20 protein-coding genes are annotated in these 18904 nt (G+C 41.4%); 11 read left to right on the forward strand and 9 right to left on the reverse strand.

Annotation, left to right across the window (positions count from 1 at the left end; genetic code table 11):
- The first annotated feature begins 11 nt into the window (after positions 1–11).
- The 10 genes from L3V25_RS00620 (at position 12) to L3V25_RS00665 (ending at position 7498) form a co-directional block, all read left to right on the forward strand.
- Positions 12–1385 (forward strand): PTS sugar transporter subunit IIC, encoded by a 1374-nt coding sequence (locus tag L3V25_RS00620; protein WP_237293585.1) that lies wholly within the window; start codon positions 12–14, stop codon positions 1383–1385.
- Positions 1372–2214, forward strand: a complete 843-nt coding sequence (locus L3V25_RS00625) for a class II fructose-bisphosphate aldolase (protein ID WP_237293586.1) — start codon at positions 1372–1374, stop codon at positions 2212–2214. The genes L3V25_RS00620 and L3V25_RS00625 overlap by 14 nt, the downstream gene beginning before the upstream one ends.
- A gap of 59 nt (positions 2215–2273) precedes the next feature.
- Positions 2274–2564 carry a hypothetical protein gene (locus tag L3V25_RS00630; protein ID WP_237293587.1) on the forward strand — a complete coding sequence of 97 codons (291 nt, stop codon included), beginning with the start codon at positions 2274–2276 and terminating at the stop codon, positions 2562–2564.
- 7 nt (positions 2565–2571) lie between these two features.
- Positions 2572–3009: a PTS sugar transporter subunit IIA gene (locus L3V25_RS00635; RefSeq protein WP_237293588.1), complete on the forward strand. Its 438-nt coding sequence runs from the start codon at positions 2572–2574 to the stop codon at positions 3007–3009.
- A complete protein-coding gene (locus L3V25_RS00640; protein WP_237293589.1) occupies positions 3006–3581 on the forward strand; it encodes an AAA family ATPase in 576 nt (191 codons plus the stop codon). Before L3V25_RS00635 ends, L3V25_RS00640 begins: the two co-directional genes overlap by 4 nt.
- A gap of 245 nt (positions 3582–3826) precedes the next feature.
- Positions 3827–4618, forward strand: a complete 792-nt coding sequence (locus tag L3V25_RS00645; RefSeq protein WP_237293590.1) for a transporter substrate-binding domain-containing protein — start codon at positions 3827–3829, stop codon at positions 4616–4618.
- Between the two features lie 16 nt (positions 4619–4634).
- A complete protein-coding gene (locus tag L3V25_RS00650; protein WP_237293591.1) occupies positions 4635–5303 on the forward strand; it encodes an amino acid ABC transporter permease in 669 nt (222 codons plus the stop codon).
- Positions 5304–5312: 9 nt separating this feature from the next.
- A complete protein-coding gene (locus L3V25_RS00655; RefSeq protein ID WP_237293592.1) occupies positions 5313–5963 on the forward strand; it encodes an amino acid ABC transporter permease in 651 nt (216 codons plus the stop codon).
- Complete coding sequence (locus L3V25_RS00660; protein WP_237293593.1) at positions 5950–6678, forward strand: amino acid ABC transporter ATP-binding protein; 729 nt, start codon at positions 5950–5952, stop codon at positions 6676–6678. Before L3V25_RS00655 ends, L3V25_RS00660 begins: the two co-directional genes overlap by 14 nt.
- Positions 6679–6682: 4 nt before the next feature.
- Positions 6683–7498 carry a MurR/RpiR family transcriptional regulator gene (locus L3V25_RS00665; protein WP_237293594.1) on the forward strand — a complete coding sequence of 272 codons (816 nt, stop codon included), beginning with the start codon at positions 6683–6685 and terminating at the stop codon, positions 7496–7498.
- A 239-nt stretch (positions 7499–7737) separates the two neighbouring features.
- On the opposite strand, the gene L3V25_RS00670 is transcribed toward L3V25_RS00665, so the two are convergent.
- Both L3V25_RS00670 and L3V25_RS00675 read right to left on the reverse strand, forming a co-directional pair.
- A complete protein-coding gene (locus tag L3V25_RS00670; protein ID WP_237293595.1) occupies positions 7738–8121 on the reverse strand; it encodes a cytochrome b562 in 384 nt (127 codons plus the stop codon).
- 93 nt (positions 8122–8214) lie between these two features.
- On the reverse strand, positions 8215–9006 hold the full coding sequence (locus L3V25_RS00675) for a phosphatase PAP2 family protein (RefSeq protein ID WP_237293596.1): 792 nt from the start codon (positions 9004–9006) through the stop codon (positions 8215–8217).
- 206 nt (positions 9007–9212) lie between these two features.
- Here L3V25_RS00675 and L3V25_RS00680 point away from each other — a divergent pair, with 206 nt between their 5' ends.
- Entirely contained in the window at positions 9213–10589 is a 1377-nt protein-coding gene (locus L3V25_RS00680; protein ID WP_237293597.1) for an MFS transporter, read from the forward strand.
- Positions 10590–10648: 59 nt separating this feature from the next.
- Here the strand turns inward: L3V25_RS00680 and nirD are convergent, their stop codons facing one another.
- The 7 genes from nirD to cobA all read right to left on the reverse strand — a co-directional run bounded on the left by nirD (position 10649) and on the right by cobA (position 18892).
- A complete protein-coding gene (gene nirD, locus L3V25_RS00685) occupies positions 10649–10984 on the reverse strand; it encodes a nitrite reductase small subunit NirD (protein WP_237293598.1) in 336 nt (111 codons plus the stop codon).
- A 2-nt stretch (positions 10985–10986) separates the two neighbouring features.
- The gene (gene nirB, locus L3V25_RS00690; RefSeq protein WP_237293599.1) at positions 10987–13584 is read right to left on the reverse strand and encodes a nitrite reductase large subunit NirB; all 2598 of its coding nucleotides are present in this window, start codon (positions 13582–13584) and stop codon (positions 10987–10989) included.
- Positions 13585–13594: 10 nt separating this feature from the next.
- On the reverse strand, positions 13595–14458 hold the full coding sequence (locus L3V25_RS00695) for an ABC transporter ATP-binding protein (protein ID WP_237294317.1): 864 nt from the start codon (positions 14456–14458) through the stop codon (positions 13595–13597).
- Positions 14459–14599: 141 nt separating this feature from the next.
- The gene (locus tag L3V25_RS00700; protein ID WP_237293600.1) at positions 14600–15604 is read right to left on the reverse strand and encodes an ABC transporter permease; all 1005 of its coding nucleotides are present in this window, start codon (positions 15602–15604) and stop codon (positions 14600–14602) included.
- Between the two features lie 55 nt (positions 15605–15659).
- A complete protein-coding gene (locus tag L3V25_RS00705; protein WP_237293601.1) occupies positions 15660–17024 on the reverse strand; it encodes a CmpA/NrtA family ABC transporter substrate-binding protein in 1365 nt (454 codons plus the stop codon).
- 281 nt (positions 17025–17305) lie between these two features.
- The gene (locus L3V25_RS00710) at positions 17306–17917 is read right to left on the reverse strand and encodes an ANTAR domain-containing protein (protein ID WP_237293602.1); all 612 of its coding nucleotides are present in this window, start codon (positions 17915–17917) and stop codon (positions 17306–17308) included.
- A 99-nt stretch (positions 17918–18016) separates the two neighbouring features.
- Positions 18017–18892, reverse strand: coding sequence for a uroporphyrinogen-III C-methyltransferase (gene cobA / locus L3V25_RS00715; RefSeq protein ID WP_237293603.1), 876 nt, complete (start codon positions 18890–18892; stop codon positions 18017–18019).
- Positions 18893–18904: the final 12 nt, after the last annotated feature.

Consider the following 18904-nt stretch of genomic DNA (forward strand, 5'->3'; position numbering starts at 1 on the left):
AGAGGTTATCTATGAACACTTTTTTTAACTTTATAATCCATGATCTATTAGGCCAAGCATCTATATTAATTGCATTTATAGCTATGCTAGGTTTAATTCTACAAAAAAAATCCATCGGCAAAACTGTCGAAGGAACATTTAAAACCCTACTTGGCTTTTTAGTCATGATGGCGGGTATCAATATTATTGTTGAAACCCTGACGTTCCTAAACCAAATATTCACACAAGGCTTTGGCATGACAGGTTACATCACAGATGTGGCAGCCATAGCCGGTTTAGCAAACAGAGAGCTTGGCTCAGAAGTCGCTCTAACCTTACTCGTCATTTTCATTACCAATATTATCATTGCTCGATTCACACCTTGGAAATATATATTCCTAACAGGTCAGGCTCTTTTATGGATGGCGACGATTGGTGCAGTTATTGGCTATAAAGCAGGTCTAACCGGTCTACCTCTTATTCTTACTGGAGGGATCTTCGGTGGAATCATGGCCGTTGTGATGCCAGCAATCGCCCAACCTATCGTTAGAAAAATCACAGAATCCGACGATGTAGCTTTAGGACACTTTTGCACCATAGGCTATTTAGTACAAGCGGCTGTCGCCAAAGTAGTAGGGAAGAATTCAAAATCAATTGAAGACATTGAATTACCCGATGGCTTTAAATTCTTAAATGATACTTACCTATCGATGGCGGTTGTGATGGTACCAATGTACCTAATTCCAGCTATTTTCGCAGGTCCAGAATTTATCGCACCGCTAGCAAACGGTATTAACTACCTCATGTATGCCTTTATGCAATCAATCACGTTCGTTGCTGGCGTGTTTGTTTTATATGCAGGTGTTCGCCTATTACTGAATGAGCTAGTACCGGCATTCCGTGGCATTGCAATGAAGTTAGTACCAGATGCAAAGCCTGCTCTAGATTGCCCAGTATTATTTCCATATTCGCCAAACGCCGTCATTGTTGGGTTCTTGTCCACAACTGTTGGCTCAATCATTGGGATGCTCGTTTTCCCTATGTTTGGATTAGCCATGATTCTACCTGGCTTATTAACAAACTTCTTTGCCGGTGGTACCGCAGGTATTTTCGGAAACGCAATGGGTGGCCGAAAAGGAGCGGTTATTGGCGGGGTGGTTCATGGATTATTTATTACGTTCTTACCCGCAATACTAATCCCACTGCTTGAAAGCTATGGTTTTGTCGGCGTGACCTTTAGTGACTCCGATGTCATCTCTACAGGGTTATTACTTGGCAATGCTTTCAACGGTAACTGGACATTTGTCGCGATATTTACCGCCTTCATCATCGCCGTTACCTATTTTGTTCACCGCAGCATCAACAATGAAAACAAACAAAAGGAATTAACAAATGAAACTGTATAACTTCACTGAATTAAGAGCGATTGCAAAAGAAAGAGGTTTCCAAGCTATTGGATCATTTAATCTTCATTGCCTAGAGATGTTACCGGCATTTTTTAAAGCAGCGAAAGAAACAAATTCACCATTGATGATCCAAATTTCAACGGGAACCGCCCAGTTCCTTGGCTATGAACTCATTGTGGATTCAATTAAATCACTATCGAGAACTTTAGATGTTCCTGCTTGTTTACATTTAGATCACTGTTCAAATCTTGATGATATTAAGACAGCAATAGACACAGGATTTAGTTCCGTTATGTATGACGGCTCTCATCTACCTTTAGAAGAGAACATCGCCAATACCAAACTCATTATTGAATACGCTCACCCACGAAATGTAACTGTGGAAGGTGAATTAGGCGCAATTGGTGGCAGTGAAGATGGAAAAGCCGTAGCGGAAAGTGACATTGCCTTTACAACACCAGAAGAAGTACAAGCTTTTGTTGATGGCACAAATGTCGACATGCTAGCGATTTCAATTGGGACGGTACATGGTTCTTATACCACCAAAACAAATATTCAACATGAACGACTAAACCGAATTACACAGCTAACCAAAACACCATTAGTACTGCATGGTGGAACAGGAGTGAGTGATGAAGACATGCGTTTGGTCGTTGCAAGCGGAATAGAAAAAGTTAACGTAGGGACTGAAATGAACGTTCAGTGGGTCGGTAATGTTCAAAAGACATGTGCTGAAGGAAAGGTTGATGACAGCGTTCGTAAGTTCTTAATCCCTGCGAATAATGCCGTACAAGAAGTACTGAAACAGAAAATTCAACTGTTTCAATAATTATCATTATACACAGAGTCATAGCTGCCAGTAACCCTGGCAGCTGATAAGGAATATTTATGTTTAAAATGATCCAATCCATGTTTCAGACAAAACCTAATCAGGCTCATTCCGCACTTAAATCATCACAGAACGATGCGTTTACAGCCCAAGAAATAGAGCAAAACATTCGAGATTTGGAAGTAAAGTTAAAGCAAGATGAGGCTAATTTTGATACTCAAAAAAAACTGATGATTGAGTACAACAAAGCCCTCAAAGTCTTTGCGAAAACGCCAAATTATCAACATAAAGTCGACGATCTGTTTATCAAAATGGATGAGCTTAGAAACACTACTCGAAAAAATTTTTAGGCCAGATATGAATATAAAAGAATTATTAATCGAATCAGATGCGATTCAAATTGGCATCAATGAATCCAATTGGGAAAAGGTTATTCAGTTAGCAGCTCAACCATTGATAAAAAATGGCTACCTGACTGAAGAGTATGCTAAGTCTGTCATAGAAAGCACTCAAAGCAACGGAGCTTATTATGTCTTTGAAGAAGGTATCGCCATCCCTCACGCTAGACCCGAGTGTGGGGTCATCCGAAATTGTTTTAGTTTAGTCTTGCTTGCAGAACCAATCTCATTTAATGGAAGCATACCTGCCGATATCATAATCATGTTCGGTGCGACAGATAGTAATGGTCACATAGAACAAGGCATTGGTTCTATCGTCTCTATGCTCGATGATGATGAGAAGATACAAGCCATACGTCAAGTCACTTCCCAGCAACAACTATTGGAGTTGATATGAGCGAAAAAACACACCAAACAGGCAAAACAGTTATTTTGGTTAATGGTGTACCAGCCTCTGGAAAAAGTTCTGTCGCGCACAACATCGCTAATCATTTTAACTTAACGTACCTATCAATTGACACAATCAAAGAGCCATTTATGGCTACGGTCAAAGACTACAATAGAGAGATAAACCGAGAACTTGGCAAAGCCGCCTATAACGTCATATGGGATATTATTAAACAGGCCCCAGACAATCATACCTTTGTTATAGATGCATGGTTTGGATTCCAACCCAGAGAAATGCTAATCAATTACCTAAACTACTCAGGTGTGGAAACGGTTATCGAACTCTGGAATAACATATCTGGCTTAACAGCCGCGCAAAGATATGAAGATAGAATTCCATATCGATCAGATAAGCACCCTAAACATGAGTACTTACCAGAACTGGCCTCTTTAGCAGAGAGAGCAAAACCAATGAGCGTTGGAGATGTAATCATTGTCGATCAAAACAAACCAATCGAAATGAAAACATTATTCGCCAATGTTTCCAGCCTATTAGCGAACCCGCACAAAAAAAGAGCTTAAGTTCATAACAGCCTCGAGCCAACTGAGGCTGTTTAACTAAGATTGGTATTTATGGTTACGTTTCAAAACATTCGTAAGACACCAAAATTGCACCAACACAAAACAAACTGCACCAGCATCATCAATCAATTCCAATAGTAAATGACGATGACATCCTAAATTCCCTTTATTTTCATTTTGGCACAGTTGTTGCTTGTTTGGTCAAGAGTGATTCATTCGTTTCACATTGATTAAGGAAGACCAGCATGAAACTCATTTCAAACAAACTTACTATAGCCTTTATGGCAACACTCTTATCTTTTATGTCTATGTTTGCTCATGCCGATAAGCTCGGAGATATCAAAAAGCGTGGTGAACTCATTGTGGCAGTACCACAAGACTTTCCTCCATTTGGTTCAGTTGGTACAGACCTAAAGCCACAAGGGTATGATATTGATACCGCACAGTATCTAGCAGATGAATTAGACGTGAAATTAAAACTCATTCCTGTGACGAGCGCTAACCGTATTCCTTATCTTCAAACAGATAAAGTCGACCTTGTTATTTCAAGCCTAGGTAAAAACCCAGCGCGAGAAAAAGCCATTGACTTCACTGATGCCTATGCACCATTTTTCTTAGGTGTTTTCGGTTCGACAGATGAGAATGTGGAATCAGCAGAGGCACTAAACGGTAAAACCGTTGGCGTTACACGAGGCTCTGTAGAAGATATTGAATTGTCTAAAATTGTTGGTTCTGATGTCACAATCAAGCGCTTCGAAGATAATAACGCAACCCTATCTGCTTACTTATCGGGTCAAGTTTCGTTAATTGCAACAGGTAACCTAGTGATTACTGAAATCGCCACTCGTTATCCTGATAAAGCACCAGAGACAAAATTCCTGCTTAAAAATTCACCTTGCTACATCGGAGTTAAAAAAGGTGAAGAAGATTTTGTTATGAAAGTTAATGAGCTTATCGCGAAAGCTAAAACAGATGGTGAATTCGAAACTCTATCTCAAAAGTGGTTAAAAGCTTCTTTTCCTAGTGAATTAATGTAACGAATTAGGAGCTTTCATGTATCAGCTTGATTTCCAAAGTTTATGGCCCTATTTACCTGAATTTTTTTCAGGAATGATAACGACGATTGAAATAACCACTTTATCGACTTTCTTGGGGTTAGTACTCGGTACGTGTCTAGCGGCAGCAAGAACCAGTAAGGCAAGATTAGTCTCTGGAATTGCCGCGAGCTACATTGAAGTGATTAGGAATACACCTTTCATTGTGCAACTCTTTTTCATCTTTTTTGGACTACCCACTTTAGGGATCAAGCTATCTGCATGGCAAGCGGGGATTATCGCGATGGTGGTTAACCTTGGAGCCTACAGCGCTGAAATTATTCGCTCAGGTATTCAAGCAACCCCCAAGGGGCAATGGGAAGCTGGTAGGACTCTTGGCCTTACTAAGCGACAAATCTTTATTCGAATAGTATTGCCGCCTGCCTTTCAAAAGGTATATAGCGCAATAGCCAGTCAATGCATCATTGTCATGCTCGGCTCAGCAGTATTATCTCAAATATCAGTAGAAGATCTTACGTTTGCAGCCAACTTTGTACAATCTAGAAGCTTTTTAAGCTTTGAATCCTACATATTAACCGCGGCGATTTATTTATTTTTATCCATTGCAATGCGTCAGGTTTTCTATGCCCTCAAACGCATTATGTTTAAAAACCCAGCATTATCATAAGGACATACTATGACTTCATTTACTGACTGGGACATCTTAAGAAACTTATTATTAGCGGCTCGATGGACCCTATTACTATCCTTATTGGCTTTTCTCTTCGGCGGATTACTTGGTGCGGCATTAACCTTTATCCGCTCTTTAAAGCGTCCGATGTTTAATTGGATAATAAATATCTATGTTGAAATATTCCAAGGTACACCGTTATTAATGCAAATGTTCCTCGCATTTTTTGGCCTATCCCTTATTGGTATGGAAGTCAGTGCGTGGACTGCAGCTATTTTGTCTCTCACCCTTTTTAGTGCTGCATTTTTTCATGACATCTGGAGAGGATGTATTGAATCCCTGCCAAAAGGCCAGTGGGAAGCGTGCCGAACACTTGGGTTAACTTATACTCACACAATGCGCTATGTCATTGTGCCTCAAGCTTGGAGAATGGCGATCCCATCCACCGTTGGCTTTTCCGTTCAAATAGTAAAAGGCACCGCATTAGCCTCAATTATTGGGTTTGTTGAACTAACCAAAGCCGGAACCATGCTAAACAACGCAACTTTCCAACCATTTAAAGTATTCGCGATGGTTGCGATTTTATACTTTGTTATTTGTTTCCCACTTTCATTATTTGCTCGTCATTTGGAGTCAAAAAATTATGCCTCTCGTTAGTATTGATAAAGTTCATAAATTTTATGGTGACAACCATGTTTTAAAGGGTGTTGATTTGAAAATTGAGCCTGGTGAAGTAATTTCCATTATTGGTCGAAGTGGCTCAGGAAAAAGTACACTTTTAAGGTGTATTAATGGCTTAGAGGAATTTCAAGAAGGTGCCATCATTGTCGATAGCCAGGCCGTTGAAAATGACGAACACAAACTCCGAGAGCTCAGTCGTAGTGTGGGAATGGTCTTTCAAAACTTTAATCTTTTCCCACATATGACTGTTGGTGAAAACGTCATGCTGGCACAAAAGTTGGTGTTAAATAAATCCGATAAAGAAGCCAAATCAACAGCACAAGAGCTATTACATAAAGTAGGACTCGGCGACAAATTTGATGCTTTCCCAACTAGCTTATCAGGAGGGCAACAACAACGGGTTGCGATTGCTCGTTCTTTGGCAATGTCCCCTAAAGTTTTATTGTGTGATGAGATCACCTCAGCACTCGATCCCGAACTCGTTGGTGAAGTTCTAAAAGTACTAGAGCAACTAAAGAAAGAAGGAATGACACTGATACTCGTTACCCATGAAATGAACTTTGCCCGAGATGTAGGTGATAAAGTTGTATTTATGAATCAAGGAAAAGTATGGGAGATTGGGGACAGTAAACAAGTATTTGCTAACCCACAAACTTCTGAATTACAAAGTTTCTTATCAGCAGTGTTATAAAATTATGGAACGCTACTCAAGCTTAAAACATAAAATTCAAGAAGCTTACTGCGATTTCAGTAGTGGGCACACCAAGGTTGCCGATTACATTCAATCTAATCCTGAGCAACTTCTCATCCAATCAACTAATGAGATTGCTCAATATTGTGAAGTATCAAAAGCAACCGTCAGTCGCTTCATTAGAAAGCTAGGTTATGAAAATCACCAAGAGCTAAGAAATGAGTTATTGAATGTCAGAGAGCAAGGCGTTCCCATGATCCTTCAATCAGAGGTCAGTAATATATTACAAGCTGATATTGCTGCCCTTTATGAACTCAATGAACAACTAGAAAAGATCGATATAGCAAATATCGTTAAAGACATAGCTAACGCAAGAAAAGTCATTATCGTGGGTTTCAGGAATAACTACCCTGTTGCTTTACATCTTAGGCAGCAGCTTCTGCAATGTAGAAACGATGTCATCGTTTTACCTGTCACAGGCCAAACTCTAAGTGAAGAACTCGTTGATATCACAGACGATGATTTCATTATTTTGCTTGGTATTAGACGCAGGACGAAAAACTTTCAACGCCTTATTACCTACTTGAGCCCTTATAACCACTTATTAATTTCAGATCAATCTGGTCAAAAATATGCTCAACAAAGCCGAAACTTTTTATTATGCCCTATGAATACCCAAGAGCCTTTAGATAGTTATTCAACTCCAATGGCAGTTGTCGCATTTCTGTGTAACCACATTTATCGTTTCTTAGGTAAAAACGCAAATCAACAAAGTGCTATCGTTTCTAGTCTATATACGGAATTAGGTGAACTGGAATAATGCATCAACTTAGAGAGCTATTGATAGAAACCATGTAATATTTTAATGCGAAACTGGTGTAGGAAAGGAATAAAGTATCATGTTTGTTGCAACTCACTTTTGGGCAAAAACTTCGATGAATAGATAAAACGTGAAAGAGTATTAGAAATTTGCTTATAGATTACGAAATAAACAGGACAACAACCCAAGTCAGATCTTCCACTCTAGCAAAAGAAGATCTGACTCAGTTTTATTCATATTTAGCCGAACAACTTGCTCCAAATACTTGGATTACGCTTGTCATGATATTCAACACGAAGATCATCAACTTGGCGTAACTCTTCTTTAGCTTGCTCGAACTCACCAGCATCAAGATGCGTTTCTACGCTATCTAATGTTGTGGTCAATTTATTAAAGCCTTCTAAATACAATTCTTGTTTTTCTGGAGAGTAAGTACCTTGTTTGGCTTGATTGACTAGCGCAGTCAGCTTTTCAACGGGCGCTTTCATTTCATCAATATTCTGCGCTTTTGCGGCGTGATTGAATTCAATTTTCATTTCTTTCATCGTCGCTTTCAGGTCAACCCCAGAAGCATAGACATTAGCGGTCAGTAATAAGGCGATAAACGGGATTAACTTTTTCATTTACTGTTTTCCTAGTATTTAAATGCAGTCAGCAGTGTAACGAAAGCCGTCTGTTAGGCACAAGTAGAAGTTACGGTTAGAGAAAATAAGCCGCTACTTCGCATAACTATTTTGCTTAAATCGTCCCCAAATTTTCTCAATAACAACAACACTCAACACACTAATTATTACGGCGAGGCAAGTTGAAGCAAAAACATCTTGTGGCCAATGCATACCTAATAACATACGGCTTGTTCCCATGCTTAAACCCCATAGAAACACTATGACATTCAAAGTAGTAGCACCAGAGAGAAGCAAATAATAGCTAGCGATTAACGTTAAAGTAATCGCAAAAATAGTGTGGCCTGATGGAAAAGCGAAGCCTACTTCATGTACCCAGTGATGTTGCAAACTGTTGGAAACATTAAGTGGTGGATTGGTATTTAATTGTTGAGGATCCGATTCACTGCGGTATTGCTGCAATGCTATTTCAACATTTGCACTGCGTTGCTTGTCTTCTTGTTGATAGAAGGTACTTAAATCAATGGGGGAATTAGCTTGCTGACTTAACCACGTGAAGTTCGGTCTTGGCTCTTCAAAATATGATTTCAAACCATGATTAAGCGTAAAGCTAACCGATAAGCCAAACAAAGTGGCAAGTACCATTTTCTGCCAGTAAAGTTTATTCATAAACTTAAAGCTAAACGCCCAAAATACCACTACCGTTAAGATTGCGTATGGAGCCGTGCCGGTTGATGTCAGTGCATAAAGTAAACCGGCAAACCAACTCGACAAATCTAACCAAGGAAACACTTGCTGGCCAGTTAACAGCAACCCACTAGGAATTACCGCTAGGCCTAACCATATTAGCGCTAAACGAACATACACTGGATATTGAGATACCACATACACCTCTTAAATTAAGAAACTACTACACCGATAAGCTGAAACATTACCAAGATAATAGAGTGAAAAACACAAACGACTTTCAGTCAATAATTTGACCATATTATTGACTGCATTTGGGTCGAAATGTTTAATTTTCACTCGTAGAATTGCGGCTTCTATGTTACAAGATATTTCTTTGATTCCTTTCCGGTTTGCCTTTTAAAATGAATACATCAACTCAAGATGGCCTAGCTAACCCACAGCGATTAGGCGCTATTATTACCATCGCGCTTGGTATCACAATGGCAGTACTTGATGGTGCCATAGCCAATGTTGCTCTACCCACTATTGCCGCCGATCTGAATGCCAGCCCTGCCGAATCTATCTGGGTAGTCAACGCGTACCAAATTGCCATTATTATCTCGTTATTATCTATGTCTTTCATTGGTGACATGGTCGGTTTTCGTCGTGTTTATCAGGTGGGTTTAGGGGTATTTTGTTGCACCTCTCTCTTTTGTGCGCTCTCAACGTCACTTGAAATGCTGACCTTCGCTCGTGTATTACAAGGGCTTGGTGGCGCAGCCATTATGAGTGTCAATATTGCTTTGATCCGGCTGATTTATCCCAAGCGATTTTTGGGGCGAGGAATGGGCATTAACTCATTTATTGTCGCGGTATCGGCAGCCGCCGGACCAACAGTGGCCGCCGCTATCCTTTCTATCGCATCGTGGAAATGGCTCTTTTTAGTCAATGTTCCTATTGGTATTGTGGCATTGATCTTTGCGATTAAATTCTTACCTCCAAACCAAGAAAAATCCGCTGGGCAACGTTTTGATATTCCAAGTGCCATTATGAATGCGCTGACCTTTGGTTTATTAATTTCAGCGATTAGTGGCTTTTCACAAGGTCAATCTGCCACCTTAATCACGGCGGAATTACTTGCGGTTGCGGTTATTGGCTTCTTCTTTATTCGCCGACAATTAACCCTTACCGTTCCATTGCTGCCGATTGATTTATTGAGAATTCCTATTTTCTCACTTTCAATGTGCACTTCAATTTGTTCCTTTTGTGCCCAAATGCTAGCAATGGTTTCACTGCCTTTCTTTTTGCAATCTGTATTGGGTAGAACCGAAGTTGAAACGGGATTATTACTGACGCCTTGGCCGCTCGCCACTATGGTGATGGCACCCTTATCTGGCTATTTAATTGAACGTGTTCACGCAGGTTTATTAGGTGGGATTGGTATGGCCATTATGGCGCTGGGTTTATTTATATTAGTGATGTTGCCGGCAAATCCAACCGACTTAAACATTATTGTGCCGATGATATTATGTGGTGCTGGTTTTGGCTTATTTCAGTCTCCCAATAACCACACTATTATTTCATCTGCGCCTCGTAATCGCAGTGGTGGTGCCAGTGGTATGTTGGGTACGGCGCGCTTGTTTGGTCAAAGTACAGGCGCAGCGTTAGTGGCATTAATGTTTAACATGTTCCACGATAACGGCACGCATGCTTCTTTAATTTTAGCGGCAAGTTTTGCCACAGTTGCCGCCATTGTCAGTAGTTTAAGAATGACGCAGCCTAAAGCGAGTAGCGATTAATCCATCGTTGCTCGTAATTTGAAACCAATATCGAATTACGAGCAACGAAATAAAACAGATTAACGACTAATCCAAACCGCCTCTTGCTCTACCTTCACTTGCCAGGTTTTCACTTGAATTTCTGGTTGTTCAACACATTGCCCATTCTGTAAATCAAAATGCTGTTTATACAAAGGCGATGCCACACATGGCGTACCTTTAACATCACCGACAATGCCTCGGCTCAACACAAAGGCTTTGCCAATCGGGTCCCAATTATCAATCGCAAACACTTGTTCAGACATTTGTGTTTTATCTGATGGTAAATAAAACAGAGCAACTTGCTGATCATCCACCATTGCACCCGTACCTAGGTAAGCATTCAATTGATTTAATTCACATACTTTATGCCACATAATTAGGCTCCTACTTTTTCTGGTTGTTGCTCATCCATGCTAACGTTTGATTCCACTTGCGCAGCCGTCGCATCAATAAAGGTGGTTGGAATACGTTGTTCGCGAATGCGTTGATACGTCATCGGTACGCCATATTCGCCTTCTTCTTTATTGATAAATGGACGGAATTTGGCACGCTTAAGTGGATTCTCAACCGCGGTTTTCCATTCACATTGGTAGGTATCGACCACTAATTGCATTTGGTCTTCTAAAGCATCACCTAAGCCTAAAGAATCTTCGATCACTACTTGTTGTAGATACTCGAGACCCCCTTCTAGGTTTTCTAGCCATACTGAAGTACGTTGCAATCGGTCAGCGGTTTTAACGTAGAACATTAACACTCGGTCGATATATTGGATCAGTTGTTCTTTAGTCAAATCAACAGCAAATAAATCCGCGTGACGTGGGCGCATACCACCATTGCCGCACACATATAAGTTCCAGCCATTTTCAGTAGCAATCACACCAATATCTTTACTTTGCGCTTCGGCACATTCACGGGTACAACCGGATACAGCCATTTTGATTTTATGTGGTGAGCGTAAGCCTTTGTAGCGGTTCTCAAGCTCAATCGCCAAACCAATCGAATCATCAACGCCATAACGACACCATGTTGAACCGACACAAGATTTCACGGTACGCAATGATTTACCGTAGGCATGACCCGTCTCAAAACCCGCTTTAATTAGCTCTTCCCAAATGTCCGGTAATTGGCCCATTTGCGCGCCGAATAAATCCACACGTTGGCCACCAGTGATCTTGGTATAAAGGTCGTATTTCTTAGCCACTTCTCCTAATGCGATCAGTTTATCTGGGGTAATTTCACCACCAGCAATACGTGGCACAATCGAGTAAGAACCATCTTTTTGTAGGTTGGCCATAAAGGCATCGTTGGAATCTTGCAAGCTATGATGGATAGGATCCAATATATGCTCATTCCAAAGTGAAGCAAAAATCGAAGCTGCGGTTGGTTTACATAAATCACAACCTAGTCCGTGACCATGCTCAGAGAGTAAAGTATTGAAGTCTTTAATTTCTTCCACTTGGCATAAATGGAAAAGCTCTTGGCGAGAGTATTCAAAGTGCTCACAAACATGGTTATTAACTTCCATCCCCATGTTCGCCAATTCATTATCCAGCACGGTTTTCACCATGTTGCTACAACCGCCACAACCACTACCTGCTTTGGTGCAAGATTTCAGTGACGCTAAGTCGTGACTACCCGCATGGATAGCTTCCACCAAGTCGCCTTTCGTGACGTTATGGCAAGAACAAATCAGCGCGTTATCTGAAACTTCACCTGATAGCATGGAGGTGTCAAATAATAGATGAGCGGCATGATCGGGCAGTGGCGTGTCATTCAGGTAGCATTGCAACAAGGCGTCATAATCTGTGTTATCACCAACTAAAATAGCGCCTAATAGTTTGTCACCTTCCGCATTGACCACCAGCTTTTTATAACTGCCGGCAACCGTATCTTGTAGCACCATTTCTTGCGCGCCTTGAGTCATCATTTGCGCGTCACCAATCGAAGCGACATCGACACCAAGCAGCTTTAATTTGGTGCTCATATCTGCACCTTTAAAGCTTTGTGTAGGGATAGTAAATTCTTGCAATAAACTACCGCAAGCTACGCGAGCCATTTGATAACCAGGAGCCACTAAACCAAAGATCTTTTGCTCCCACAACGCACATTCACCAATCGCGTAAATGTTCGAATCATTGGTTTGGCAATCATCATTGATCACAATGCCGCCACGCTCACCAATCGCTAGCCCTGCCTGACAAGCTAAGGCATCTTGTGGACGAATACCCGCAGAGAATACCAAGACATCAACTTCAATAAATTCGCCATTTTTGAAATTCAAACGGTGCTTAGCGGTTTCACCATCGGTAATCGAGGTCGTTGCGGTATCAAGGTGCACATGCAGACCAAGTGATTTTATTTTGTCTTCCAATACCCCACTGGCACCAGCATCTAACTGTACAGGCATCAGTCTTGGCGCAAACTCAATCACATGAGTATCCACGCCTAACAAACGCAATGCATTGGCCGCTTCAAGCCCAAGTAAGCCACCACCAATCACCGCGCCAGAGCTTGATTTCTCACAAGCTTGGCGAATTTCAGTTAAATCATCCAGCGTTCGGTACACAAAGCATTGCTCACGATCATTACCTTCAATCGGTGGCACAAAAGGATAAGATCCCGTTGATAGCACCAATTTGTCATAAGCCAACACGTCTTCATCATCCATCACTAAACGTTGGTTATCGGTATCCAGTGTGGTGACTTTGCTGCCTAAGATCAGGCGAATACCATTTTGTTGATACCAATCTTCGCTGCTTAGCAATAAATCTTGATGGCTTTGACCGGAAAATACTGATGATAAATGGACTCGATCATAAGCAACAAAACGTTCTTCACCAATCACGGTAATGGTGTAATGCTCGGTAGCATTGGCTTCCACTAAACGCTCAACAAGGTGATGCCCAACCATACCGTTACCCACAATAACCAAGTTTTGTTTACTGCTTGGTGAGCTACTCATTACATTATTCATGGCATACTCCTTATGCGCGTTTGATATCAGAGGCGAAGGTCACTTTCGCACTGGTTGATTTAGATGATGTTGAAGCAGATGGCTCAGATTGAGGCGTTGGGTGCAATTGCTTCTCATATAAGAATTTCAATACCGACTGACGATAGCCTTGGTATTGTGGATCGTTGGCAAGTTCCACACGATTTCTTGGACGCTTTAACTGAATATCCAACACTTCTCCGATAGTGGCAGATGGTCCATTGGTCATCATGACAATCTTGTCAGACAGCAATACTGCCTCATCCACATCGTGAGTGATCATAATGATGGTGTTACCTAGGTCGGCTTGAATTTTCATTAATGAATCTTGCAGATGAGCACGGGTTAATGCATCTAACGCGCCAAAAGGTTCATCCATTAATAGCACCTTAGGTTGCAAAGCTAACGCACGAGCAATCCCAACACGTTGCTTCATACCACCAGAAATCTCATCTGGCTTTTTATCTGCCGCATGATGCATCTGAATCAATGACAAATAATGATCAGTTTGCTCTTTGATCCACGCTTTTCCTTTTTGCTGTTTGTGGGCTATTTGCTTAACTGCTAGTTCCACATTTTGATAAACAGTCAGCCAAGGCAATAGTGAGTGGTTTTGAAACACCACTGCGCGTTCTGGCCCCGGGCCATCAACTTCGCGGCTATCCACAATTACGCCACCATCAGTTGGCAGAGTCAGACCCGCCACTAAATTAAGCACGGTCGATTTACCGCAGCCTGAGTGCCCAATCAGTGACACGAACTCGCCTTTTTTAATCGTTAAATCTACCCCTTTTAGTGCGATAAACTCGCCTTTAGGGGTTGGGAATCGCATGCCTAGTCGGGTTAACTCGACCATCGGACGGTAGTATTTATTCTCAGGAAGAATTTCGTCTTCTTTTAACTGCTCATTGATTTTTAATGCTTCCGATACATTCATCTTATTTTCTCCATCCTGAAGATTATTGTTAAAACATGTTGGTGGTTAAATGACACAGAGTTATCTAAGTTCTTGTTTCTTATCCCATGAAATTTTCTTCTGTAGTAACAACATGCCCTTATCAAACAGTAGGCCGATAAAACCAATCACAATCACTGCCACCATGATGCGGCCTAATGAATCCGAACTACCATTTTGAAATTCATCCCATACAAACTTTCCTAAACCTGGGTTTTGCGCCAACATTTCCGCCGCAATCAATACCATCCAAGCGATACCAATCGACAAACGTAAACCGGTAAAAATCATTGGTACAGCTGAAGGTAGAACGATGGTTTTCACATGTTGCCACCAAGACAAACGCAGCACTTTGCTCACATTCAATAAGTCTTTATCGACACTGTTTACCCCAACCGTGGTGTTAATTAGCGTTGGCCAAATACAACACAGGCAAACGGTTAATAATGAGTTAATGAAAGCCTTATCAAACATTGGTTCATCGCTCACATAAGTGGCACTCACCACCATAGTGATAATTGGCAGCCAAGCTAGTGGGGAAACGGGCTTAAGTAGTTGGATTACAGGGTTAAACGCTTGATATAAAGATTGATTCAGACCCAGAACAATCCCGACAGGAATCGCAATTACCGTTGCTAATAAGAAGCCCGCGGCAACCGTCAATAAACTAGTGGCGATTTGATCAAAGAACGTCGCTTTACCGGTATAAGGTCGAATACTCACTTCAGCATTCGGATCTTTGGCAAGCTTGGCTTCATTACGCGCTTCTTGACGATCATAAAAAGCCTGCTCTTTCTCACGGCTAGCAAAGTGCTCATCCACTAAACCGGAAAACTGTTGCGCCGTTTCATAAGGCCCCGGCAAGGTTCCTAACGAGGTTTGTACTTGTTTCGCGGCTAAGCTCCACATTAAAAGGAACACCACAATCCCCACGATAGGCAGTAACCATTTTTTCGCTTGAGAAATCGAAGCCTGGCTTGAGTTGTATGGCAATAATGAAAAAACATTGTTCTTCTTTTTGGGTGATATCACTGCTGAATTCGACATAACTTTTCTTCCTTGAATTGGTTTTTAATCGCCTAGGGCCTGTGACTTTTAATGATTAGATCGTATCTTTATCTTTCAGACCGATTGGGAACTTTTCTAAATACGCATTTGGCTGCTTACCATCGAAGGTAATGTTGTCGATAAAGTGTGTTTGCGGCGCTTTAAAGCCATCACTAGAGTTAAGCTCTGGGAAGTCAGAAGCTTTAAACGTGCCATCATCAATTAACGATTGAGCCGCTTGCTTATAGATATCTGGGCGGTAGACTTTTTTGGCGATGTCCATGTACCAAGAGTCCGGTTTGTATTCTGAGATTTGCCCCCAGCGGCGCATTTGTGTCAGAGTCCAAACGGCATCACTGTAATATGGGTAAGTCGCGTTATGACGGAAGAATACGTTGAAATCTGGGATATCACGCTTGTCACCTTTTTCGTATTCAAAGGTGCCGGTCATTGAATTCGCAATCACGGCTTTATCGGCTCCGACGTATTCACTACGCGCTAGAATGCCAACTGCTTCGTGACGGTTTTTGTTGTTTTCTTCATCTAACCAGTAAGCTGCGCGGATCATGGCGCGAACCACACGTAAGTGAGTATTGGGGTATTTTTCTGCCCATTGTTTTGAAACGCCGAACACTTTCTCTGGGTTGTTCTGCCAGATCTCATAATCGGTCACGACAGGAACGCCAATGCCTTTAAATACCGCTTGTTGGTTCCAAGGTTCGCCTACGCTGTAACCATGAATCGTACCGGCTTCCATAGTGGCTGGCATTTGTGGTGGCGGCGTTACGCTAAGCAAAGCATCTGCTTGTAATGTGCCGCTGTTATCACCTTTATCCGGTGCGTAGAAACCTGGGTTAATCCCACCCGCCGCTAACCAATAACGCAATTCATAGTTGTGGGTTGAAACAGGGAAAACCATACCCATTTTGAAAGGCTTACCTTCACTGTTGTATTGTTGAATCACTGGCTTTAATGAATCGGCTTTAATCGGGTGAGCGATTTTTCCATAGGCATCTTTTGTTAAGCTTGGTTTCATTTGATCCCAAACATCATTTGAAACCGTGATGGCATTACCGTTTAAATCCATGCTAAAAGCGGTGATGATGTCGGCTTTGGTGCCAATACCAATGGTTGCACCAATCGGTTGACCTGCAAGCATGTGTGCGCCATCAAGCTCACCATCAATCACACGATCCAGTAACACTTTCCAGTTAGCTTGAGATTGTAATGAAACATACAAGCCTTCATCTTCGAAATAATGCTTTTCATACGCGACAGCGAGCGGCGCCATATCGGTTAACTTAATAAAACCAAAGGTAAGATCTTCTTTTTCTGGCTCTCCAATGGTCACTTTAGCTTGTGTGATTGGGCTAAAAGCCAGTGAAATTCCAACGGCAAGCAATGAAAGTGTTTTCTTCATGTACGACTCCCTGTCTACATTTTTTCAATAAAAAAGGCGCTACCGATCCTAAGATCGCTAGCGCCTTTGCTATGTATTCGTTGATGATTGACCTACCGCCATTGATAAATCATGTCATCTATAAATTTTTAGTTATAGTTAAGTAATCCAATTTCCATGCCAACTTTAAGTATCTCTATTTTTCAGTGAGTTAGCTAAACCTATAACGACGTTCAATCATTTGTGATTTTTTATGGTGCAATTTTGCACTAGTTATATCCATACAAAAGGTAGATCTACTATTAAAGACTAATGTTTTCTAAGGTGGCAATCAGGTTTTTAGCCACTTGGCCTAAGGTTTGGCTATTCTTCATCGCTGAGGTTCGTAGTGCTTGATAGGCTTGCTGTTCATCTAAATGATGCAGTTTCATTAGCAATCCTTTAGCCTGATCGACATATTTTCGGTCTTCTAACTTTTGGTTTAATTTTTGGATTGCTTGGGTTTGTTTGATCGCATTTAAGCGTACATTTTTGGCATATTGAACCCATCCCAACAGACTTCCTTCCGTCGAGGTAGGTAATAATACATAGCTATTTGACCCAACAAGGTAATGAGCATCATCGTGATTAAGTTGTTGAGTTAACAGTAAAAGAGGGATTGATTTTTTATCGGAAAATTCAATAACACACACAAGCTCAGCACAAGGCTTTTGCCAAGCCATGATCAAACAAGCATTAGGTTGGTTTTGTACTCGTTCGGGAAGCTGCTTTAAAGAGCAGACCGTAATATCTTCAAAATCTTGTGCCAGTTGAGCGCACAATTTTACCTGCTGCTCAGTATGATCACAGCAGATAATCAATGGTGTGTGTTTGGTAATTAATAACGATTCAGAATCAAATAAAGATTGAGCCATGACGTTGCATCCTTGCAATAGTCTAAATATCAATCTTTAATACAAAGCAACATACATGCCCATCATATAAAAAACCACTTATAAAACAACAAAATAACCCTAAAGTGGTAGGTGTGCGTTTTCTTGTAATTCAGCTATTAACTCATCACGTAGGGCAACCACTTCCCCCACAACAATAAGCGCCGGTGTTAGCCCTTTCAAACTGATAGCCATCATAGGGAGTTCATCTAACGTTGTGATATAAGTTGTTTCTTTGGCACTGCATCCATTACCGATAATTGCGACTGGCGTGTTTGAGGCTAAACCAGAAGAAAGTAGACCTTGTTGAATCGAGTTTGCTTGTTCAAGTCCCATATAAAAAACCACAGTTTGCCCTGAACTCACCAAACCTGACCATGAGTTAAATTCCCCTTCCATAATGCGCCCTGTCACTAAGGTCACACTACGAGAGACACCACGATGAGTCAGCGGGATTTTTGCAGAAGCGGCGCAACCTATCGCGGCAGTAATACCGGGGATCACATCATATTGAATGCCTTGTGCAATTAAAGCTAAAGCCTCCTCGCCACCACGGCCAAAGATAAACGGATCGCCACCTTTTAAGCGAACCACTTGCTTACCTTGCTCGGCTTGTTCAATCAAAATCTGGTTAATTTCTTCTTGCTTCAAACTCGGTTGACCACAGCGTTTACCGACATAAATTTGCTCACAATGCTCTGGGATCAAATCTAAAATTTCATGACCAACTAAACGGTCAAACACTACCACATCGGCTTTTTGAATCGCTTGATACGCTTTGATAGTCAACAGCTCAGGATCGTTTGGCCCCGCACCTACCAAAAGTACCTTGCCCTTTTTATTTGCCCCCGATGGTTGAGCTTTTTTCATTGTTAAATGGTGAATACCTTGCGGTGGTTTAAATCCTTCGACAGCGCGGTTTACCTGACGACTATGCTTTATAATTTGATTGTTCATCGTACACTTCCT

This window comes from Vibrio sp. CK2-1 (genome assembly GCF_021726515.1).
In the GTDB taxonomy this organism is placed as follows: Bacteria; Pseudomonadota; Gammaproteobacteria; order Enterobacterales; family Vibrionaceae; genus Vibrio.